At 61.5% G+C, this 20,391-nt stretch carries 19 protein-coding genes; 5 read left to right on the top strand and 14 right to left on the bottom strand.

Annotation, left to right across the window (positions count from 1 at the left end; genetic code table 11):
• Positions 1-69 precede the first annotated feature (69 nt).
• The 10 genes from SCM96_10995 to SCM96_10950 form a co-directional block, all read right to left on the bottom strand.
• Positions 70-660: an exopolysaccharide biosynthesis protein gene (locus SCM96_10995; protein ID MDW7761149.1), complete on the bottom strand. Its 591-nt coding sequence runs from the start codon at positions 658-660 to the stop codon at positions 70-72.
• Position 661: 1 nt separating this feature from the next.
• Positions 662-1,783 carry a hypothetical protein gene (locus tag SCM96_10990; protein ID MDW7761148.1) on the bottom strand — a complete coding sequence of 374 codons (1,122 nt, stop codon included), beginning with the start codon at positions 1,781-1,783 and terminating at the stop codon, positions 662-664.
• A 16-nt stretch (positions 1,784-1,799) separates the two neighbouring features.
• The gene (locus SCM96_10985) at positions 1,800-2,585 is read right to left on the bottom strand and encodes an SDR family NAD(P)-dependent oxidoreductase (GenBank protein MDW7761147.1); all 786 of its coding nucleotides are present in this window, start codon (positions 2,583-2,585) and stop codon (positions 1,800-1,802) included.
• On the bottom strand, positions 2,582-3,823 hold the full coding sequence (locus tag SCM96_10980) for a pyridoxal phosphate-dependent aminotransferase family protein (protein MDW7761146.1): 1,242 nt from the start codon (positions 3,821-3,823) through the stop codon (positions 2,582-2,584). The genes SCM96_10985 and SCM96_10980 overlap by 4 nt, the downstream gene beginning before the upstream one ends.
• An 81-nt stretch (positions 3,824-3,904) precedes the next feature.
• Complete coding sequence (locus SCM96_10975; GenBank protein ID MDW7761145.1) at positions 3,905-4,858, bottom strand: ATP-dependent 6-phosphofructokinase; 954 nt, start codon at positions 4,856-4,858, stop codon at positions 3,905-3,907.
• A gap of 17 nt (positions 4,859-4,875) precedes the next feature.
• Positions 4,876-5,187, bottom strand: coding sequence for a zinc ribbon domain-containing protein (locus tag SCM96_10970; protein ID MDW7761144.1), 312 nt, complete (start codon positions 5,185-5,187; stop codon positions 4,876-4,878).
• Between the two features lies 1 nt (position 5,188).
• Positions 5,189-6,676: a sodium/proline symporter gene (locus tag SCM96_10965; protein ID MDW7761143.1), complete on the bottom strand. Its 1,488-nt coding sequence runs from the start codon at positions 6,674-6,676 to the stop codon at positions 5,189-5,191.
• A gap of 92 nt (positions 6,677-6,768) precedes the next feature.
• Positions 6,769-8,523 (bottom strand): sodium:solute symporter, encoded by a 1,755-nt coding sequence (locus tag SCM96_10960; protein ID MDW7761142.1) that lies wholly within the window; start codon positions 8,521-8,523, stop codon positions 6,769-6,771.
• Positions 8,524-8,592: 69 nt separating this feature from the next.
• A complete protein-coding gene (locus SCM96_10955) occupies positions 8,593-9,594 on the bottom strand; it encodes a hypothetical protein (GenBank protein MDW7761141.1) in 1,002 nt (333 codons plus the stop codon).
• 149 nt (positions 9,595-9,743) lie between these two features.
• The gene (locus tag SCM96_10950; protein ID MDW7761140.1) at positions 9,744-10,544 is read right to left on the bottom strand and encodes an ion transporter; all 801 of its coding nucleotides are present in this window, start codon (positions 10,542-10,544) and stop codon (positions 9,744-9,746) included.
• 123 nt (positions 10,545-10,667) lie between these two features.
• Here SCM96_10950 and SCM96_10945 point away from each other — a divergent pair, with 123 nt between their 5' ends.
• Together SCM96_10945 and SCM96_10940 are read left to right on the top strand one after the other, a co-directional pair.
• The gene (locus SCM96_10945) at positions 10,668-10,961 is read left to right on the top strand and encodes an antibiotic biosynthesis monooxygenase (protein MDW7761139.1); all 294 of its coding nucleotides are present in this window, start codon (positions 10,668-10,670) and stop codon (positions 10,959-10,961) included.
• A gap of 139 nt (positions 10,962-11,100) precedes the next feature.
• Positions 11,101-12,081 (top strand): hypothetical protein, encoded by a 981-nt coding sequence (locus tag SCM96_10940; protein MDW7761138.1) that lies wholly within the window; start codon positions 11,101-11,103, stop codon positions 12,079-12,081.
• A gap of 182 nt (positions 12,082-12,263) precedes the next feature.
• Here the strand turns inward: SCM96_10940 and rsgA are convergent, their stop codons facing one another.
• The 3 genes from rsgA to SCM96_10925 all read right to left on the bottom strand — a co-directional run bounded on the left by rsgA (position 12,264) and on the right by SCM96_10925 (position 17,276).
• Positions 12,264-13,337, bottom strand: coding sequence for a ribosome small subunit-dependent GTPase A (rsgA, locus tag SCM96_10935; protein MDW7761137.1), 1,074 nt, complete (start codon positions 13,335-13,337; stop codon positions 12,264-12,266).
• 4 nt (positions 13,338-13,341) lie between these two features.
• Positions 13,342-16,053, bottom strand: a complete 2,712-nt coding sequence (locus SCM96_10930) for a protein kinase (protein MDW7761136.1) — start codon at positions 16,051-16,053, stop codon at positions 13,342-13,344.
• Positions 16,054-16,211: 158 nt separating this feature from the next.
• On the bottom strand, positions 16,212-17,276 hold the full coding sequence (locus SCM96_10925) for a DUF5700 domain-containing putative Zn-dependent protease (GenBank protein MDW7761135.1): 1,065 nt from the start codon (positions 17,274-17,276) through the stop codon (positions 16,212-16,214).
• A gap of 138 nt (positions 17,277-17,414) precedes the next feature.
• Here SCM96_10925 and SCM96_10920 point away from each other — a divergent pair, with 138 nt between their 5' ends.
• A complete protein-coding gene (locus SCM96_10920) occupies positions 17,415-17,636 on the top strand; it encodes a ribbon-helix-helix protein, CopG family (protein ID MDW7761134.1) in 222 nt (73 codons plus the stop codon).
• The gene (locus SCM96_10915; protein MDW7761133.1) at positions 17,633-18,046 is read left to right on the top strand and encodes a putative toxin-antitoxin system toxin component, PIN family; all 414 of its coding nucleotides are present in this window, start codon (positions 17,633-17,635) and stop codon (positions 18,044-18,046) included. The genes SCM96_10920 and SCM96_10915 overlap by 4 nt, the downstream gene beginning before the upstream one ends.
• A gap of 153 nt (positions 18,047-18,199) precedes the next feature.
• Here the strand turns inward: SCM96_10915 and SCM96_10910 are convergent, their stop codons facing one another.
• Positions 18,200-19,363, bottom strand: a complete 1,164-nt coding sequence (locus SCM96_10910) for an ATP-binding protein (protein MDW7761132.1) — start codon at positions 19,361-19,363, stop codon at positions 18,200-18,202.
• A gap of 112 nt (positions 19,364-19,475) precedes the next feature.
• Between SCM96_10910 and SCM96_10905 the strand changes: the two genes are divergently transcribed.
• The gene (locus SCM96_10905; protein ID MDW7761131.1) at positions 19,476-20,369 is read left to right on the top strand and encodes a hypothetical protein; all 894 of its coding nucleotides are present in this window, start codon (positions 19,476-19,478) and stop codon (positions 20,367-20,369) included.
• Positions 20,370-20,391: the final 22 nt, after the last annotated feature.

Here is a 20,391-nt window from a genome sequence, read left to right as displayed (position 1 = left end):
AAGCCTCACCGCGGGCAGGCGGAATCAATATAAGCCCGGGCCACAGCCCTGTCAAATGTCAGCCGCTCGCTATCCGGAGAAGCCGCTGCGGAGGATGGCCCAGAGGCCGCTTAGAACGGCCGCCATTCCGACCGATGCGACAATTGCGGCGACGACGGCCCAGGCAATGAGTTTTCCGTCCCGCTGGATGATGCCGATGCCGAGGCCGACCGTGCCGAAGGCCGCGACGATGTTGAGGCCGGGAATGGGAACGGCCAGGACGATGGCCAGCAGCATGCCGACCAGACCGTGCAGCCTGTGGGCGGCCGCCGGGCCGGGCCAGCGGGGCTTGGCCACCCGTTCGAGTCTCCGGATCCAGGGGAGACCGCGGTCGACGGCCCGCCGGAACAGGGCGCGCTTGATTTTTTTCCGTCTGAGCCACCGGGGCAGCGGGCCGGCCTGTCCTCTGAGAGCCAGCCCCAGGGCGGCCAGAAAAATCGGCGCGGCCAAAATGGCGGAAAACCCGACCATGGGGATGGTCTCCGGCAGACCCAGAACGACAAAGACGAGACCCGGGATGCGGCCGCCCGTCGCGTCGGCGATCTCCCCGACGGTCAGTTTGTCGCCCCCCTCCCGGTTTCGAAGATCGAGAAGAAGGTCGGACGCCGGAACGTGAGGCATGTCAGAGCGATTTATTGACGATCCGTTTTCTTTTGTGCTGGCGCGATTCGTAATACTTCCAGAAATCCTGGACTTTTTTGTTGTCTTCCTGCTCGCTGTTGGTTTCGGCGAGCTCGATCCCGTTTTCGAGAGTGATCCGGTTCAAATCGACCATGAAGACGGCGTTCAGCCCCTGGTTCTGGTATTCGGGCAGGATGCCGACCAGGTAGAGATCGATCGTTTTCGGTTTCTTGAGCGCTTTCAGAAGGTGGATCCAGCCGAACGGATAGAGCCGGCCCCGGGCCTTCTGCATGGCCCGCGACAGGGACGGCATGGTGATCTGAAAACCGACCATCCGGCCGTCCGTGTCGGCCAGAAGCGAAACGTATTCCGGCTGCAGGAAGGAGAAATATTTTTTCGTGTAGTATTCGACCTGCCTGTCGCTGAGGGGCACATAGGCGAAAAGGTGGCTGTAGGTCCGGTTGATGATCCCGAAAACGTCCTTGGCATAGGGAAGAAGTTCCTTTTTGCTGCCGGGCTTGATCAGGCGGATGCCCTTCCGCTTCATGACGATGTCGGCGATGCGTTGGGCCTTCTCCGGGATCTCCTTCGGGGGCTTGACCTCGAATTCCAGATAATCGTTCACCTTCTCGTAGCCGCGGTCTTCGAGGTGGGAGAGATAATAAGGATAATTGTAGGCCGAGGCGATGGTCGGGAGCTCGTCGAAGCCCTCGATCAGAAGACCCTGGTGGTCGAAATTGGTCAGCCCCATGGGGCCCTGGACGGCCGTCATGCCGCGCGCCCGCGCCCAGTTTTCCGCCGTTTCGAGAAGGGCGCCGGAAACCTCCCGGTCGTCGACGGTTTCGAACCAGCCGAATCCGGCCGTGGGCGTTTTCCAGATGTCGACGAATTTGCGGTTGACGATGCCGGCGATGCGCCCGGCGACCCGCCCGTCTTTCAGGGCCAGCCAGAAGGCCGCGTCGCAGTATTCGAAAGCGGGATTTTTTTTCCTGTCGAGCGTGCTCATTTCGCTCTGGATGAGAGGCGGCACCCAATAGGGATTGCCCCGGTAGTGACGATAGGGGAAACGGACGAATTCTTTGAGATCGCGGGACGTTCTCACGTCTTGAATTTCAACGGCCATGCGGGATCTCCTTAATTCATATCTTGTAGGTTCCCCGGACCAGGCGTTCGGCCAGGCGGTCGGGAACAAGACGCCGGGCGAAGACCATGAGCGGGGCTCCTCCGCCCACGGAATAGGCGGGCGCGGGCCGCTTTTTCCGGAGTATGGCGGCAATCCGGCGGGCCGCGATTTCCGGATCGGCGGCCTTGGCCATCCGGGCGGCCCGCACCTCCTGCATGCGTCCCAGCGCGTCGTGATAGTCGGCGGCCGGACCCGTGACAACCTCGGGTTCGATGGTGGTCCGGATGTCGTTGGGGCTGAGCAGGACAACGCGCACGCCGAGCTTTGTGACCTCGTTTCTCAGGGACTGGGTGTAGACGGCCAGGGCCGCCTTGGCCGCGCTGTAGGCCGATTGAAAGGGCACGGGAAAAACGCCGGCCAGCGAGCCGATGTTCATGATGAACCCCCGCCGGTTTTCCCTCATGGCGGGCAGCACGCCCTGGATGAGCCGCATGGGACCGAAAAGGTGGGTCTGAAACAGCTCCCGGACCTTGTCCGTCGGATCGAATTCGGCCGGAGCGAGGCGGCTTTCTCCGGCGTTGTTGATCAGGATGTCCACCGGCCCGGCCTGCCGCAGACAGTCTTCGATGGATTCGGGCCGGTTGAGATCGAGGGCGATCCAGCGGATGCCCGGCGGAACGGGCGAGAGCGCCTCCGGGCGGCGGCTTGTCCCCGTAACCTCGTATCCCTGGTTCGAAAGCAGGCGGGCCGCGGCCAGGCCTATCCCCCGGGAGGCGCCGGTTATCAGGACTTTTTCTTTCATGACTTCCGCCTCAGGATCGCCGGCGGGTCCAGTTTGAGCTTGAGATCGTCGCGCACTTTTTTGAAGGCGTCGAGCGTGACTTGAATCTGTTCGTCGGTATGGGACGCGGTGGGAATCATCCGGAACAGCAGGATGCCCCGGGGCACGACGGGGTGGATGAGGCCGGTGATGAAGATGCCCTGGTCACGCAGGCCCCGGACGATGCTTTCCCCCGTCGGGATATCGCCCGCCGGAACGTAAACCGGAGTGATGGGGGCCTGACTGTTCCCGACGGTGTAGCCCAGCGCCCGCAACCCATCCTTGAGCCTGGCGGCGTTTTCCCACATTTTCCGCCGCCGTCCTTCGCGGTCATCGCGGATGAGTTCCAGGGTCTTCATGATGACCTCGACGTAAACCATGGGCAGGCTTTTCGTGAAGATCTGGGTTCGGGCGTTGAACTGGATCCAGTCCACGAGCTTTCGGCTCGACGCAGTGACGCCGCCGATTGCGGCGAAGGCCTTGGAAAAAGTCCCGAAAAGAACGTCGACCCGGTCCTGGACGCCGAAATGGAAAGCCGTGCCCTGTCCCCCCTCGCCCATGACGCCGAACCCGTGGGCGTCATCGACGAAAAGGCGGGCGTTGTACTTGTCCTTGAGGTCGCAGACGGCCGGCAGATCGCCCAGGTCGCCCTCCATCCCGAAGACGCCTTCGGTGATGATCAGGACGCCGCCTTTGCGCCCGTTCTTGTTGATGCTCTTCAGATGATATTCCAGGTTGTCCATGTCGTTGTGCTTGAACACCCGGTATTGGCCTCGGGAGAGGAGCGTGCCGTCGATCATGGAGGCATGCGACATTTTGTCCATCAGGACGATGTCGTCCGGGTCGGCCAGGGCCTGAATGGTTCCGGTGACGCCCAGGAAGCCCGAATTGAACACGATGGCCGCTTCCTTACCCTTGAAGTCGGCCAAGCGGCGTTCGAGTTCCTGGTGGCGTTCGGTGTTTCCGGTCATCATGCGTGATCCCATGGGGGCGCTTGTGCCGTAGGTTTTGACGGCCTCCACGGCGGCGGCCTTGATCTCTTCGTTTTCCGCGAGACCCATGTAGTTGTTGATGGACCACTGGATAACGGGTTTCCCCTCGAAGGTCATTTGGGGACCGGGCAGGGGATCGAGGACGGGCCGCGTGAAATATTTGTCCTTGCGGAGCCGAAATGGGCCGAAATAGCCGCCGTCGGTGTCAAATTTGCTGAAAAGATCCATAAAAAGCTCCAATATTAACTTGTGGCGCCCCATCATAAACGGCGGGTTCCGCGTTGTCAATAAAAACAGGCCGGATCGGCCTCAGGTCAGGAGCCGGAGAAGGCGATAGTCGTCGTCGGCGTCGAGGCGCTTGGGTCCGGCGGCGGCTTCGAGCGGCAGCGTTTCGAGCCGGCCTTCGTGCCGGCGGACGTAAAGGCCCGCTTTTCCGTCGAGAAGCGTTTCGACGGCGAAACTTCCCAGCCGCGAGGCCATGACCCGGTCGAAGGCCGTCGGCCGTCCGCCGCGCTGGATGTGGCCGAGAACGGCGATCCGGGTTTCAAGCCCCGTCATCCGGGAGACTTCCTCGGCGACATCGCCGGCCGAGGCCCGGCCTTCGGCAACGATGATGATCCAGCTGATCTTTCCCTGGGCGTGTCCGTCCCGGATCTCGCGGCAGATCAAGGCCATGTCCGTCTCGCGTTCGGGAAGAAGGACTTCCTCGCAGCCGCCTGCAAGAGCCACCTGCATGGCCAGGTAGCCGCAGGCACGGCCCATGACCTCGACGATGAAAATCCGCTCCAGGCTTGTCGCCGTGTCGCGGATCTTGTCGAGCGCGTCCATGGCCACGTTGATCGCCGTATCGGCGCCCAGAGACGGATCGACGCCCGGAATGTCGTTGTCGATCGTGGCCGGGACGCCGACGACGGCGAAGCCGTGCTCGCGGGCCAGCAAGCCGGCGCCGGACAGCGTGCCGTTTCCGCCCACGACGATCAGGCCGTCGATTCCGTTTTTCTTCAGTTGGGCCGCGGCCGCCGCCCGGCCTTCTTCCGTGCGGAAGCGCTCCGACCGGGCTGTTTTCAGGATTGTCCCGCCCCTGGAGATGATATTGGAGACCGATCTTCGATCCATGGGCAGGAACTCGCCGTCGATCAGGCCCTCGTACCCCCTCATGATGCCCACGATTTCGACGTTCCGGTGGACGGCCGTCCGGACGACGGCCCGGATCGCGGCGTTGATCCCGGCGCAATCCCGGGTCAGGATTCCGAGGTGTTTCATCGGTGTTCTCGACCCCATCATATCGAAGATCCGCAGTAAGGGCAAAATCGGAAATCCGGCTCGACTCTCCGGCCGCAGCTCCGGCAGCGGCTTGTCCCGGAGCTTTTCTCTCCGAGCAGGGGTTCGCCCGACGCAAACTCGGCGCCGCAGCCGCCGCAGGCCGCAAAGGGTTCACCGCGTTTCACCCGGAAAAGCGGGATGAAAAAAATGCTGAAGTATTGGTCCGTCCGCCGCAGCCGCAGCGCAGGCCGATTGCAGGCCGGACAGGTTCGGGGCGGGCTGTCGAGATCCCGTGTCCGCGGCTGAAGCCCGGCGATGAAGATGAACATGTCACTCGTCCTCGCGCATGCAGGACATCAGGCGGTCGATTCCGGCCGGGGGAGAGGTGGCCAGACTGACGGCGACGACGGCGGCCAGGGACATGAAGAAGGCCGGGACCCATTCGGCGATCACGGCCTTGAAGGACGGCGTCAGGTACCAGGCGATCTGGACGGCCGTTCCCGTGAAGACGCCGGCCACGGCGCCGGCCCGGGTGACTTTTTTCCAATAGAGGGAAAGGAGAATGGTCGGACCGAAGGCGGCACCCAGGCCGCCCCAGGCGAACAGCACGAGATAGAAGACGAGCTTGTCGGCGAAGGCGCCGAAGACAATCGCCGCGACGGCGACGAGAAGGGTGGCCGCCCGGCTCAGGAAGACGAGTTTTTTCTGGGCGATCTCCCGACCTTCCGCCATCGTTCTCTGGTAAATGTCCCGGACGACGGTCGATGCGGCCACCAGGAGCTGAGAGGAGGCCGTGGACATGATGGCCGCGACGACGGCTGCGATGGTCAGCCCGAAAAGAAACGGATGAAGATGTTCCGAGGCCAGAAGCGGGTAGATGTTTTCGGGGTCGGCGCCGGGAAGGGCCGAGACGTCGCCGTAGAGCGCCCGCCCGGCCAAACCGATGTAAATAGCGCCCCAGGACATGAGGACATTCCAGATCGTTCCGATGAGCCCCGTCTTCCGCAGGTTTTCCGGCTTGTCGATGCTCATGTAGCGGTTCAGGATATGGGGATTTCCCGGCGAACCCAAACCGATGCCGACATAGCCGATGAGGGCCCCGGCGGAGATGGCGAAGGGGTCGATGAGCCGGGGCGAGAAGGCCTGCAGGGTCTCAAGGAGGACGCCGAATCCGCCGAGATGGAGGATGGAAATTGCGGGCAGGATCATGAGGGCGAAGATCATGAAGAGGCCCATGAGCATGTCGGTGATGCAGACGGCCAGGAAGCCGCCGGCGACGCTGTAGAAAACCACGATTCCGGCCGTGAGAAGAAGGCCCTGGAGAGGGGTCATGCCGAAACTCGCCGACAGGGATTTTCCGCCGGCCGTGAACTGGGCGGCGAGATAGGCGGTCATGAAGATGAGAATGGGGACGGCGGCGATGACGCGGAGCTTATGCGTCCTGTCCTCGAAGCGCGATTCGAGATAGTCGGGAACGGTGATGTCGTCCATCCGGCCGGTGAAACAACGCAGGCGGCGCCCCGCGTAGAGGAAAAGAAAAAGCTCCATGAGAATGTAGCCGACGACGGCCCAGACGGCCGAGACGCCCCGGGTGAAGGCCAGGCCCGACATGCCGATGAGAAGCCAGGCCGAGCGGCCCGAGGTCACGGCGGACAGGGCGACGACGAAGGATTTCATGCGGCGCCCGCCCAGGAAAAAGGCCCCGATCCCGGACGACGAGAAGCGGACCGTGACGATGCCGATGACGACCATCAGGACGAGATAGATCAAAAAGGCGGCGATGGACCAGGGCTGGGATCCGGGTGCGGCGGGAGTCATCTCTTATCCCGGTCTTTGAAGGCCAGCCAGAAAGCCAGAATGAGGATGCCGAGCGGCATCACGACGAGTCCGAACAGAGCCCCCGTCATGCGTTACCCCGTAAAGTACAGGTAGGCGGCGACGATGAGGGCCAGAACCAGGGCGGAGGCGAAGACGTCCCCGCGCGTCCAACTGCTCCGGGTTTCCCGGCGGTGGTCTTCGGTGACGGTTCCGTAGGTCAGGCCGCTGATTCGGTCGTAGACGGGCGGGGCGGTGGCCAGGCTCACGGCGACGGCCACGGCGACGCAGACCAGGAGAATGATCAGGCTGTAATACTGGAAGAAGATGTTGTTGACGATCCAGAAAAAAGAGCCCTCCGCATAGGAAAAGCCGCCTGTCAGCTTGACGGGCGTGTCGACGGCCAGACGGAAGAGGCCCAGCACGAATCCGGTAAGGAGCGCGGACAGGCAGCCCTTGGCGTTCATGCGCTTCCAGAAGACGCCGAGGAAAAAGACGACAAAGATCGGCGGCGCAAGATAAGCCTGGACACCCTGAAGATAGTCGTAGAGGCCGCGACCGCCGCGGATGACCGGGATCCAGAAAAGCCCGATGAGGACCATGACCGTCGTCGCGATGCGGCCCATCCAGACGAGCCGGGCCTGGGAGACTTTGGGCCGCAGCCGCGAATAGAAGTCCATGGTGAACAGCGTGGACGAGGCGTTGAAGACGCCGGCCAGCGAGCTCATGAGCGCGGCCAGAAGCCCGGCTACGACGATGCCGCGCACACCGATCGGCAGGACGGTCGCAACGAGCAGCGGAAACGCTTTCTGGGCTTCCGTGCGGAGAAGTTCGCCGCCGGGGCCGATGAGCTGTTCCTGGATGACCGGGCTCTGTCCGCTCTTGGCCAGGGCGTAGGCGATCATGCCGGGGATGATGAAGATGAAGACGGGCAGGAGCTTGAGGAAGGCGGCGGCGATCGAGCCGCGGCGGGCTTCGCGCTCGTTGGGGGCGCCGAGGGCGCGCTGCACGATGTATTGATCCGTGCACCAGTACCACAGTCCGATGATGGGCGCGCAGAAGAGCATGCCGACCCAGGGATAGTTGTCGTTGAAATACCAAGCCATGCGTCCGGCTTCCCGGACGGGCGCCCAGGTGCCCTCGATGCCGGCCGGAACGAGGGGCTTCCACAGGTTGAACATTTCGGACCCGGCGATGGCCCGCAGTTCGCCCCAGCCGCCGAGGGCCTTGAGTCCGAAGATCGTGACCAGGACCGATCCCAGGACCAGGACGAGGGTCTGCATGGCTTCGGTGTAGGCGACGGCGCGCAGCCCGCCCAGAATCGTGTAGATCCCGGTGAAGACGATGACCAGGATGGAGCCGACCCAGAAGCTGTCGAGGCCGAAGAGGTTGATGTCGGGAAGAAGGACGCTGAAGACGATCCCGCCGGCGAAGATCCCGACGGCGATCTTGGTCAGGACGTAGGCGACCAGGGAAATCAGCGAAAGGACGGTCCGCGAGGCCGGGGAGAACCGCTTTTCCAGAAATTCCGGCATGGTGAAGACCTTGGACCTCATATAGAAAGGAACCATGACCCAGCCGAGGACGAGGAGGCACCAGGCGTGGAGTTCATAGTGGGCCATGGCGACGCCGTCCGTGGCGCCGGATCCGGCCAGGCCGACCAGGTGCTCGGAGCCGATGTTGGAGGCGAAGATCGAGGCGCCGACGATGAGCCAGCCGAGGTGGCGTCCGGCCAGAAAATAGTCCGTGGGCGTCTCCTGCCTCTTGCGGAGGACATGCCAGGCCAGGGCCATGATGATCAGGAAATACCCCAGGATGATGAGCCAGTCGACGGTATGAAGGACGGACATGGGCGCTCCTTTCACTCGCGGCGTTTCCCCAAGATTTTAATCGATCCCGCCAAAGATGTGTAATGTTTTTTATTCAATAATAAAAAATTTGCCTTCGGTGATTTTGGTGCCGTTGACGAACAGCTCGACCCGATAGATTCCGGGCTGCCAGCCTCCCCGGTCCCGGTACCCGAACCCGCTGACGTGCTTGGAGCCCGTCCATTCCGGCTGGAAATTGTACGCATGGGTTTTTCTGATTATTTCCCGGCCGTCCGGAGCGGTATAGACGGCTTCGACCGAAAAATCGATCCGGCGTCCCGGAGCCGGGTATTCGAAATGAAGTTTCCACCAGATCAAACGGCTGGCCGCTTTGGGGAATGTCGCGCGATAATCCCGGAATCCGTCCGCGATGCCCTCCATTCCGGCTTCGTAAAACCGCAAAGCTTTCAGGGCCGGCGAATGCGAAGCGAAAGTCACGGTCTCCGCTTGTTCCTCGTGCCGCAGCCGGACCGGCGGATCGACCTTCTGCACGGGCGGCTTCCTATCGACCGGGGGCCGCACTTCAGTCCCGGAGGGCACGCTCCTCTTTAGGATGTCGCGCAGCGCCCCGATCACTTCGTCGATGAGCACGAGGTCGTCCTCGTAGTCGTCCTTGTTCAGCAGGAAACGACGCTCCGCAAGGCTGATCGTCCGTTTGAGATTCTTTTCGGCGGCTTCCAGGCGGGCCAGTTCTTCGCCGGCGCCCGCCCCGGGGATTTCCGCCCGGCTGTCGATTTCCAGACGGTTCATCAGCGAGTCCCGGGCACCGAACATGGACCCATAGGTGGTCACGGCATTGAACTTGGTTTCCGCTCCGCTCCCCATCACCGCTGCGACGACCCCTCCGAAATACCGCTGCAACACGTTCGAAATCTCCCGGTTGATCTCGTCCGGCATGTTTCCGGACGGGGCGCGAAGGTGCGCCATGGCTTTCCCGCTCAGTTGAATGGGGCTTTCGGCCTGCCCGGCCGCTTCGAGGCAAAGGATGCCGATGCCCGCCAAGGCGGCGGCAAGACACAGGATCAACCATCGAGACACGGATAAGAATGTCATTCTTCCCCCCGGATCCGGAAATTCTGCAAGATCGCCTTCATATCGTGTCTTGCCCTTGCGGATCAGCATAAATCCCCCGTTCAGGGATTGTCAATGCCGGGTTTGGTTGTATGGCTTGGCTTCGAATTTCCAAAGCCAAGCAACGAGAATTAGAAAGCATGGCCGCAGTGGCTGCAGAAACGGGCCGAAAGCTCGTTCTTGTGACGGCATTCCGCGCAGGCCTTCCGGGCGCCGTTCGACCGGATCATCTCCGCGGTGAAGATCCCGGTGGGGACGGCGATGATGGAGTAGCCGATGATCATGATGAAGGACGATATGAATTTGCCGAGCACGGTCTGCGGGACGAGGTCGCCGTAGCCGACGGTTGTCACGGTGATCACGGCCCAGTAGATGCCCTGCGGGATGCTCGAGAAGCCGTTTTCGTCGCCCTCGACGAGATACATAATAGACCCCATGATGACGACGAGGGCCAGCATGGCGAACAGGAAGGCGCTGATCTTGTAGACGCTCGCCCTCAGGGCCGCCGTCAGCCTCCGCGCCGCCGCGACGTGGCGGTTCAACTTAAGGATGCGGAACACGCGGAACAGTCTAAGCGCCCGGACGACCATGAAGGACTGGGAGCCGGGGAATATCAAGCTGAAATACGTCGGAAAAATGGCGATGAAATCGATGAGCCCCCATCCGCTGAAAATGTATTTCAGGGGCTTCGAACTGCTCCAGATTCTCAGCAGGTATTCGACGGTGAATGCGATCGTGAAGAACCATTCGACGGCCAGAAGCGGCCGGGCGGCCATGTCATGGATCTCGGGAACGCTGTCCAGGATGACGACCAGGATGCTTGTGGTGATGAGCCACAGCAGAACGAGATCGAACCGCCGCCCCGCCCGCGTTCGCGTCTCGAAAATGATTTCGTACAGTTGTCGCCTGGCTTTGGCAAGTTGCGGACGCATGTTTTTGACTATGTTATCAAACATCCAATGGTGTGGCAATCCGTCATCTTGCTTTTCCGCATGCGTCTTGACAACGGGCGTCCGGCGGCTTATTGTATCCTCAGAACTCAAAGGGGAACGAACATGTTTGCACGCCTGACGACACTGTCTTTCCGCAACGATAAGTTCGAAGAGGGCGTCAATCTCTTCAAAAAGAGCGTCGTCCCGGCCGCCCGGGCCCAGGAGGGCTTTCAGGCCATTTACCTGCTTGTCGATCGAGAAGCCGGCCGGTGCGTCGCCATGACGCTCTGGAAGGATCGAGCCGCGGCCGCGGCCAATGAGCAAAACCGCTATTATCAGGAGCAGCTCGTCAAGTTTCTGCCTTTCTATACGGCGCCGCCCATCCGCGAAGGGTACGATGTCGCCGTCAAGCCCTAAGCCGGACAATTTCGCTCGGAACCGCAATAATTCATAAAAACGCCGTTTTGGACCGAGCCTTGTTTTTTGGCGCACAATTTCCTACCATGTTGACAAAGACTCTTGAAGGCGAGCGTTTCGCTTTGGAAGGAGATCGAGGGTGAGACATAATCCGTTGATCATTGCGGCGGCTTTCCTTGCGCTGGCGGTCTCGATCGTGGTCCCCGCGCCGGTCCGGGCCCAGATGGGGGGCGGTTCCGATCAATCCCGGATTCTGAAACTGGATCTCGTCGGGGATATGATTGTCGTCTATGAGGGCCGCCAACCCATCCTTCAGATCCGTGCCCAAAGCCTCCCCAACTTCGACCAGGTCGGCATCGTCCTGATTGACGGCGCCCGCCTTTCCAACCCGGCTGCGCCGCATCGCTCACCCCTCATGGACCTCGCCGAAAAGGCCGTGCGCGGCGGCGACCCGAAATCCTTCGAGGCCCTCATCGAGGCCGGCAAGAGAATGCCCGGCATCACGCGTCCCGGCGCCTCGCGCGTTCCCCGGCCCGTGCCCCACGCCATGCCGCCGCGCGCCCAGCCGCCCATGGCGCCACGCGGCCCGATGACCCCGGCCTTCGCGCCCGTTCGCACCTTCATGGACATCGTCGGCGCGCTGGCCTTCACGGACTTGGCCCGGAAGGGAGATCCGCAAGCCCTGATCAACATCAGGAATGGAACCCTCCGCCTGAATGTCGAAGAGTTCCGGCGCCATCTTCCGCGCGATTACTCCGGTGTCGTCCACGCCAGGGCCTCGGCTGTTCCCGATGTGCGCTTTTCCGGAAGGGACGACGACCTGGCCGGCCTCCTGAACATGGCCCACGAGGCCTGGAGGCGGGACAATCCGGAGGCGCTGGCAAGCTTTAAAGCCTCGGCCGACAAGGCCGGGATCGGTTGGCTCGAGGTGGCCTTCCGGGACATTCAGGGCCTGCTTGTCGAACCTTCGGATGTTTTCAAGAGACCGCCGCGCTCGACAACCGGCCCTGTGCTCTTCCGGGAAGGGATCTTCCTCATCGTCGACGCCCTGGGGCTTCTGGCCTGGGAGGACGGCATCGAGCGCCCCCTCGTCATCGTCCTCCCGGTTGCCGGCCGCTAATTTTTTGTCCGCCTAAATCATACTTTACAACTACGTTCGATCCTGCTTTGGCTGCTGGATATTGTTGATATTGAATAATATAAGCGTTTTTTGCCCTGTTTTTTCGGACTTTTTTTGATATGTTATTCATTATCAGTAACTTGCAGCAGCCAAAGCAAAAGGGCCCAGCAGGGGCCGCCCGGTCATTTGTAGCGGGGCTTGTTCCTCTTCACTTCCTTGAGGCGGACGGCGAAGCTCCGTCCCTCCGCCTTCTCCTGCCGGCGGCGCGCCTTGTCGTCTTTCTTCAGCTCTAGGAAACGGATCTCGCGGCGAAGCTTCAGGAAGCTTTCGAGCCGCCGGGGATCGAGCAGCCCCCGGCCGGCCGCATCCCGCACGGCGCAGTCCGGCTCGGCCTCGTGGCGGCAGTCGGGAAAACGGCATCGGGCGGCGAGCGCCTCGATGTCGCCGAAGGCCCTGTCGAGGCCTTCCTCGCCGGTCCAGAGCTGAAGCTCGCGCATCCCGGGCGTATCGACGAGCAGCGCCCCGCCGGGAAGCCGGACCAGCTCGCGCGACGTCGTCGTGTGCCGGCCCCGACCCGCGGCGGCGTCGCTCATGGGGGATGTCCGGAAATGCTCCTCGCCGAGCAAGCAATTGATGATTGTCGACTTGCCCACGCCGGACGAACCCAGCAGGGCGATCGTCGTCCGGGGGACGAGAAAAGAAGCGAGCCCGGAAAGCCCGTCGTCGTCGAGGGCGCTTGCGGCGACGATCGGCAGGCCCGGCGCAACCGCCCGGACTTCGTCGACGATCTCGTCGAGATTCGGCCGGAGATCCGCCTTGTTGAGAACGAGGACCGGGGCGGCGCCGCTCTCCAGGGCCGCGGCCAGATAGCGCTCGATGCGGCGGAGGTTGAAATCGCCGTCGAGCCCGCTGACGAGGAAGACGGTGTCGATGTTGGCCGCCGCGACCTGGGCCTCGACGGTCTCTCCGGCGGCCTTTCGGGCGAAGGCGCTCCGCCGGGGGAGAAGGGCGTGGATGAGGGCCGTCCCGCCGTCACCCGGCTCGACGACCGCCCAATCGCCGACGACCGGGAAATCGGCCGGGCCCGCCGCTTCGTGCCGGAAACGCCCGGAGACTTCGGCCGCCGCTTCTCCGTGCGGGGTGATGAGCGTCGAGCGGTCCCGGGCCTGTTTGACGACCCGGCCCGGAACGCAGCCCGGGGCTGAGCGCGACGCGAACTCCGCCGCCCACTCTTCATCCCAGCCGTACTCGATCATGTCCTTAATTTTTAGGGGTGGCCAGGTAGATGTTTCCACGGCATTCGGAGACCGTGAAGATGATCCTGTCGGCGGCGACGGCGATATTTCCGTTGCCCTTCGGGAAATTCAGCATATTGCGGGACTCAGCCGAGACGTAGATTTCGCGCTCGGGTCCGGCGGGCCTCATCGTCCGGGGGTCGAGCTCGAGGGCGACGATTGAAGTCCGGGACGATTTTTCCGAGAGATAATAGAGCCGCTTTCCGTCGGGTGACCAGGCGGGCGAACCGAGATAATGGTCGGCCTCCGCAAGTTCGACCATAACACGCGAGTCACCGGGCGGACCGTCGACGGGATAGACGCGAAGCGCGACCCGGCCGTCAGCGAGGCCGCCGAGCCAGGCCAGCCACTTTCCGTCGGGGGAAAGTTCGGCGTCGAGGAACCGTTCCTCGAAAGCGACGAGCGGAGTCATTCCTCCCGTCCCGAGGTCCATTTTATCAAGCCGGCCGGGCTTGATCCGAACCAACGCGGAATCATTGTCCGGGAAAAAACCGATCAAAAGGCCATTCTCGCAGACCTCGCGTCCCGCCGAGCTCCCCGGCTGGAGCAGATAAGTCTTCATCCTGCCGTCGACGGCATCCCGATAAGCGAGGTGTGTTCCGTCCGGACTCAGGACCGTTCCGGTAAGGATGCTTCCCTGAATCGGGATGGCCGTCTCCTGACCGGTTCTCAGGTCCTTGACCCGCACCTCGCGTCTGTTGTCATGAATTCCCCCGAAAGCGATAAATGCGGCTTTCGATCCGTCGCGGGCGATGGACGGCGAGAATTTCTGCATGAGGTCTTCGGTCAGACGGCTGGGGCTTCCCGTGACAACGGCGTCCACGGTTCGGGCCGGGAGGCTCCAGGTCGTGATGGACGCCGTCATGTTGGTGAAGATAATCCGTCCGTCGGGAAGCACCGCCGCAAAGATCTTCATCCCCAGTCCCGTCGTGACCGCTTCGGCCGGGCCCCGGATCGCCAGCGTTTTGGGATCGATCCGTGCGCGAAAGATGTTCACGCCATCGATCGTCGTTCCGGAAACATAATAGATGTCGTTTCCCGCCCAACCGATGGGATAACAGACCATCGGCGAGAGAGAAAGGGTCTCATAGGCCCGGGTCCGGACGGGTTCCCCGCCGTCCACCAGGACCGCCCAGAAATCGGAAGCGCGATCCCCGTCGAGCCGCCGTCCCCGGAACATCACGTGCCGGCCGTCGGGCGACCACACCGGCGCGGCGCCCTGAATGATCCATCCGGGCGAGAAATCCGGGCACAACAGTCGAGGCTCACCGCCCCTCGGCGATACGAGATACGTTTTCGCGAGACGGGAATCCAGCGAAGGCGGCAGCACGATATAGGCGATGAATCGGCCGTCGGGCGAAAATTTCGGGGCGAAGCCCCGGTCCGCGATGCGCCGGGATTCTCCTCCCAGGGCGTCGACGATGTAGATCCCGCCGCCGTCGCGCTCCGAGCGGAAGGCGACGGACCGGCCGTCAGGTGAGAATGACGGCAGCCAGTCGTCGGCCGGATGGTCCGTCAATTGCAGCGGAGTTCCTCCGGACAATTGCCGGACCCAAATATCGAAGTTGCGGCCGCCCCCGTGGTCCGAGCTGAAGGCCATCAGGTTTCCTTCGAGGGGAAGAGACGGCTGCGCGGTCAGCCCCGACTCGTAGGTTAAGGGCGTGATCTCGTATTCGACCGGTCCGGCGGGTTTGATCAAGACGAAACGCAGAACCAGGGCTAAGCCGGCGACGGCAAGGAATGCCGCGGCGGCGGGCGCCCAAAGCGTTCTTTTCTTCCGGCTTGAAGGAACCGCGGCCAGGAGCCGGCCCGACTCCGAATCTTCCTTGAGATCCTGGAGGGCGATCTTGAGATCCGACATCGTCTGCCAGCGTCGCTGGGGATCCTTGCGCAGGCAGCGCGCCAGGAGGCGCTCGAGTTCGGCGGGTACGGATTCGTTCAGGGCCGAGGCGGATTTGGGCTCTTCGTTGAGAACGGCGGCCAGGGTCTTGAGCGATCCGGCCCGGGCGAAGGCCTTGTGTCCCGTCAGCATTTCGTAGAGGACGGCCCCGAAGGAAAAGATGTCGGACCGGGCGTCGACGGCCTTTCCCTCGGCCTGTTCGGGGGACATATAGGCCGCCGTGCCGAGAATATAACCCCCCTCGGTGCGCGGCTTGTTCTCGTTGTCGAGGGTCAGGGTCGATCCGGCGGCCGAATCCGGAAGGCTTTCGGTGAGCTTGGCCAGTCCGAAATCCAGGATCTTCACTTGACCTTCGCCCGTAACCATGATGTTGGCCGGCTTGAGATCGCGGTGGACAATGCCCGCGGCATGGGCCCTGGTCAGGCCGTCGGCGATCTGGACGGCATAACCGAGAGCCTCGTTGAGCCGGAGTCCCTTGCGGCCGATCAGTTGGTCGAGGGATCGCCCCTCAACGTATTCCATGACCATGACCTCGCGTCCGTCTTCGGAGGCGATGTCGTGGATGACGACGATGTTGGGGTGGCGAAGGGCGGAGGCGGACTTGGCCTCCTGGATGAACCGCCGTCTGCGGTCGGGATCGGCGACCTTTTCCTCGGGAAGGATTTTCAAGGCGACCGGCCGGTCGAGATGGGTGTCGACGGCCTTGAAGACCACGCCCATCCCTCCCTCGCCGATCTTCTCGACGACATGATAATGAAGAATACTGCGGCCGATCATTCCGGGACTCTTATCTGCTTGTATCATATATAGATCAGCGTCCGGACAAAGTCAATCCGCCCCCATTTTTCCAAGCTGAACGATTTTGCTTGAAAGCGCGTTTTTAGGGGCAAAATGGGGCTCAGCAAAATCCCAAAGACAAGCAACAAATAAAAACTCTACCGGTCAAATACCCGGGTGACGACATCCAGGGCTTTTTGGGAAAACCGGGGCGTTTCGTTTTCTTTCCCGGACGCGGCTTTTTGATAAAGGAGAACAAAGGCCAGGGGATCGCCCGTCGCTTGGATCAGATCCTCCTTCCCCAGGACATCCAGGATGGTCAAGGCCATGTAAAACCCGGTCGGATGGCCGCTTCGGGGAACGGTGCTCTTGAGTTCCTTTCCCAGCTCCACCTGCTTTTCGGGCGATTCCGCCGCACGTTCCAACAGGTCGTTCAACGTCCGCAGGATTTCGGGACTCTTCTCAAACCATTTTTTAAAGTCCTCGGGGAGGCCGCCGGCCGGGTCGTCGTCTTCCAGAAGATTCCGGTACGTCACCAGATTCGCCATGCCCTCGGCCTGAAACTGGTCGAAAACCCAGACGATGTCCTCATCTTCGTCCTTGACGGCTTCCCTGTCATAGACGAGAATTCGGTTCCTGTAGTAATGATGAAACTCGTGCGCCAGGAGTTCGACGAGCCGTTCGCCCAGGTCCATGCCGAGAAGAACGTCGATGACAACCGGTATGTACCCTCGGGCGTCCGGCCCGAAAACCACAAAGGAAACGGGAGGAGGGCCATCTATGGCCGCCGGCGACAACCAGGCGGCCGCAATGTGAGCGGCCCGCCCGACAAGGGATTCCGGGACGAAGGATCTTCGGAATTCCATGATGGGCGTTCTCCTCTCGCCCGCGCGTTGGATGTGTTCGAGATGTGCGACGGCCCACTTCTTCTCCGAGCGCAGAAACTCTTCCCGTTCTTCCTCCAGGGACGGCTTGAAGGCCAAAGAAAACAGCCGGATGAAGAACTCCCTGGAAAATTCACTTTTTGTCAGGACGGCATATCCGGGAGTGGCAAAAAGGCGATTCCAAAGCCCGTCTTCCGGGTCAGCGTCCTGTTCCAGGATCAAGACCACGTCCCAAAACATGTCGAGTCCCGTAAAATCGACTTGAGCGAAGGCCGGCGCGGCGACGGCGACCGGCAAAAGGGCGGCGACGAACATCCATCGGATCCGTCGACTTGTCATGGCGGACCTCACGCTTTTCGAATTTCGATTCCTATTCTAATCTTTTCCGGTTCCTGAAGAAAATCCCTTGCGGGCGGGGCTTGAATGATCAGCCTTTAGCAATTGACAACGGCTGAGCGGCGTAATACAATGCAATACATGAAAACGACGATGCTGACGATCCGGCTGGATGAAGAACTCGAGGCCCTCCTCGACAAAGCCAGCCGGCGGACGGGGAAGAGCAAGAGCGAAATCGCCCGGGAAGCCCTCCGCCGCCAAATCCGTCTCGAAACCTTCGAATCGCTGCGCCGGAGGATCATGCCCTTTGCCGAGGCCCGCGGACTTCTGACCGACGAGGATGTCTTCTCCAAGATCTCATGAGGGTGTTCCTCGACACGAACGTCATCGTCGGTGCTGCGGCGGCCCGGGGGCTGTGCGCCGATCTCCTTCGCGAGGTTCTGGCTCGACATGAGCTTGTCGTTTCTGAAGTCCTCCTCGATGAAGTCCGCACTGTGCTGACGGGCAAGATCGGCGTTCCCCGGGATATTGTTTCCGAGGTCGTCGCTTTGCTTCGGGACGGCGCGGTTATGGCATCGCCGGAACCCGTCCTCTCCCTCCCTGGCTGCGATCCCGCCGACACCGCCTTGATCTCCGCGGCGATCCATGGAAAGGCCGCCCTATTCGTGACGGGCGACCGCGAACTGCAGGCGCTGCGCGCCGCGCTCAAAGGTCCGGGCCTTCCCGCGATCGTTTCGCCCCGGGAATTCTGGAATCGCCTGCGCAAGCCCTGATCCAATTGTTGCAATTGTTGCGTGGCTTCAACAAGCGAACTGAACGATTTCGCTTGAAAGCGCGTTTTTTGGGGCAAAATGGGGCTTCTAAAAAATCCCAAAGCCAAGCAACAAAGCACAGCCGTGCCCGATCATGCCGTTTATGATGTTGGATTATATCCTGTGCTGTTCGAGTTCCTGAAGAAAATCCCTTACGGGCAGGGCTTCGATGCCGTCCTCGGTGCGAAAAGGACGTTCGCCCATGAAGACAATCAACCGGCGCCGTAGACCCTTTAATCCGGCGACGGCTCGGAGGCCCTTGAAATCGCGCGAATCGAGGCTTTCCGCCGCCTTGACTTGGACGGCCGTGAATTCCTTTCCGCGCCGAACCAGGAAATCGACTTCCGTGTCGCCCCCGGCGGGAGCCCAATAGAACATCCCATCATGCCGCAGCCCCAACCCGCAGCCGGGTTCTCCGTAGGCTTTCAGCAGCCCTCCGACCCAGCCTTCGAGCAGAGCGCCGCGTTCCATGGTCCCCGGCGGATGAAGTTCGCGCTTCACCGCACGCATGACTCCAGGATCCGTCCAGTAGAGTTTCGAGTGTTTCCGCTCCCTGACTCTCAGTCCGGCTTCGTAGGCCGGAAGAAGCCAGGCCAGGTAGGTGTCGGCCAGAATGTCCAGGTATGCAGAGACCGTGGTGCGGGCGACGCCGGCGTCCCGGGCCAGTCCCGCCACGCTCAAGACCTGTCCGTGGAACAGGGCGGCGACGGGCAGGAAGCGGGCAAATCCCGGAAGATTGCGGACCAGAGCTTCCGCCTGAATCTCCTGCTTGAGATATAACTGAACATAGGCGTCCAGACTTTCCGCCATCGACGGCGATTGCCGGATCACGGGAAGCGTTCCGAAACGGAGAGCCTCCGCCAGGTCGAAATCCGCGCCGAGTTCCTCCGGCAGCAGCGGGTGCATGATGCGCCGCAGGGCGCGCCCCGCAAGCAGATTTGTGCCCGCCTGCTTCAACTTGCGGGCGCTCGATCCGAGCAGAACGAATCGCAGGCCGCGGCTTTCAATGAACCGATGCACGTCATTCAGGAGCACGGGCAACCGCTGGACTTCGTCCACGATAACGGTTTGATCCTTCGGAATGCGTTCGAGTTCTCGTCCGAACAGCCGGGCGTCGCGAAGATAATCCTGATAGAGGCCCTCGTCCAGCATGTCGAACCGCGGGGCATCGGGAAAAGTGCGGAGGGCCCATGTGCTCTTGCCGGATCCCCGCAGACCGAAGAGAAAAAAACTCTGTTTCGGGGCCTTGAGAAGCCTTGGATAGTATCGAGGTGTCACTATGTCGTCATAATAGCCGGAAAAATGACGGCTTGTCAACATTTTGTTGCTTGGCTTCTGCGTTCCCGCCGGCTTCCTTGACATCTCCTGAACGGAGATTTATTCTTGCCACATGGTCGGCACAGGACAAAAATGGCTGATCGGCTGCGGCATCGGCTGCGGTTTCGTCATCCTGATCGCACTCCTGATCATAGGGACAGGCGTCTTTTTTGTTAGAAGCACCGTTCAGAACATCAGGGATGTGGAAAAATTGCAGGAACAGGTGGAGTTGCGGTTCGGGCATGTCGGCGATTTCCGTCCTGCGCCGGATGGTTCCGTTCCCGCGGAAAGCATGGAAAAGTTCCTTGCCGTCCGCGATGCGATGCGGGAAGCCGTCGGGGCCCTGGACGGCGCATTTGACGGGCTGAAGAGTCATGCCGATAGAATGGAGAAGGGATCGAAATCGTTCGGCGATGTGCTGGGTTTGATGAGGCGAGGCATGGATTTCGTGCCGGCCATCATGCGTTTTTTTTCCGTACGCAATCAGGCGCTTCTGGATCGGGATTTGTCTCCGGGCGAATACATCTACATTTATGTGCTTGTTTATTATTCCTGGCTGAACAAAAATCCCGGAGACGGACCGGATCTGTTCCAGCAGGGGGATTCCTATTCTTTTTCCTTTCCGGCGGAAGGCCGTCATGATCAAACCGAGGCGGATCGGACCGAACACATGAAAAAGGAAAGGACGCTGACGATGAAACGGCAGGCCGGCAGAACCCTTCTGCCCATGCTCCGCAATCAATACGCCGAAATCGAAAAGAATCCGTCCGCGTATGACCCGGCCTGGACGCGGCGGCTTAAAGGGGAAATCGATGCGTTGGAAGGTGACTTCGACCGCCTGCCGTATGAAGACGGCCTGCCTTCCGCGATTTCCGGATCCTTTGAGCCCTACCGCGCCCGCCTCGAGGCGGCCTACAACATGACGACCAACGCCTTCGAACTGGGGTCGTTCAAAGAGTTCAGGTAAACTGAACGATTCCTTTCAGTTC

Source organism: Acidobacteriota bacterium, from assembly GCA_033549365.1.
Taxonomy (GTDB): Bacteria; Acidobacteriota; Aminicenantia; order Aminicenantales; family Saccharicenantaceae; genus JAWSUF01.
The sequence above is the reverse complement of the archived record's forward strand: the minus strand, read 5'-3'. Positions and strand labels throughout refer to the sequence as shown.

Excerpts from the sequence above, each read along its gene's own strand:
- SCM96_10995 (MDW7761149.1), bottom strand. The coding sequence starts at position 660 with ATGCCTCACGTTCCGGCGTCCGACCTTCTTCTCGATCTTCGAAACCGG.
- SCM96_10990 (MDW7761148.1), bottom strand. The coding sequence starts at position 1,783 with ATGGCCGTTGAAATTCAAGACGTGAGAACGTCCCGCGATCTCAAAGAA.
- SCM96_10985 (MDW7761147.1), bottom strand. The coding sequence starts at position 2,585 with ATGAAAGAAAAAGTCCTGATAACCGGCGCCTCCCGGGGGATAGGCCTG.
- SCM96_10980 (MDW7761146.1), bottom strand. The coding sequence starts at position 3,823 with ATGGATCTTTTCAGCAAATTTGACACCGACGGCGGCTATTTCGGCCCA.
- SCM96_10975 (MDW7761145.1), bottom strand. The coding sequence starts at position 4,858 with ATGAAACACCTCGGAATCCTGACCCGGGATTGCGCCGGGATCAACGCC.
- SCM96_10970 (MDW7761144.1), bottom strand. The coding sequence starts at position 5,187 with ATGTTCATCTTCATCGCCGGGCTTCAGCCGCGGACACGGGATCTCGAC.
- SCM96_10965 (MDW7761143.1), bottom strand. The coding sequence starts at position 6,676 with ATGACTCCCGCCGCACCCGGATCCCAGCCCTGGTCCATCGCCGCCTTT.
- SCM96_10960 (MDW7761142.1), bottom strand. The coding sequence starts at position 8,523 with ATGTCCGTCCTTCATACCGTCGACTGGCTCATCATCCTGGGGTATTTC.
- SCM96_10955 (MDW7761141.1), bottom strand. The coding sequence starts at position 9,594 with ATGACATTCTTATCCGTGTCTCGATGGTTGATCCTGTGTCTTGCCGCC.
- SCM96_10950 (MDW7761140.1), bottom strand. The coding sequence starts at position 10,544 with ATGCGTCCGCAACTTGCCAAAGCCAGGCGACAACTGTACGAAATCATT.
- SCM96_10945 (MDW7761139.1), top strand. The coding sequence starts at position 10,668 with ATGTTTGCACGCCTGACGACACTGTCTTTCCGCAACGATAAGTTCGAA.
- rsgA (MDW7761137.1), bottom strand. The coding sequence starts at position 13,337 with ATGATCGAGTACGGCTGGGATGAAGAGTGGGCGGCGGAGTTCGCGTCG.
- SCM96_10930 (MDW7761136.1), bottom strand. The coding sequence starts at position 16,053 with ATGATCGGCCGCAGTATTCTTCATTATCATGTCGTCGAGAAGATCGGC.
- SCM96_10925 (MDW7761135.1), bottom strand. The coding sequence starts at position 17,276 with ATGACAAGTCGACGGATCCGATGGATGTTCGTCGCCGCCCTTTTGCCG.
- SCM96_10920 (MDW7761134.1), top strand. The coding sequence starts at position 17,415 with ATGAAAACGACGATGCTGACGATCCGGCTGGATGAAGAACTCGAGGCC.
- SCM96_10915 (MDW7761133.1), top strand. The coding sequence starts at position 17,633 with ATGAGGGTGTTCCTCGACACGAACGTCATCGTCGGTGCTGCGGCGGCC.
- SCM96_10905 (MDW7761131.1), top strand. The coding sequence starts at position 19,476 with ATGGTCGGCACAGGACAAAAATGGCTGATCGGCTGCGGCATCGGCTGC.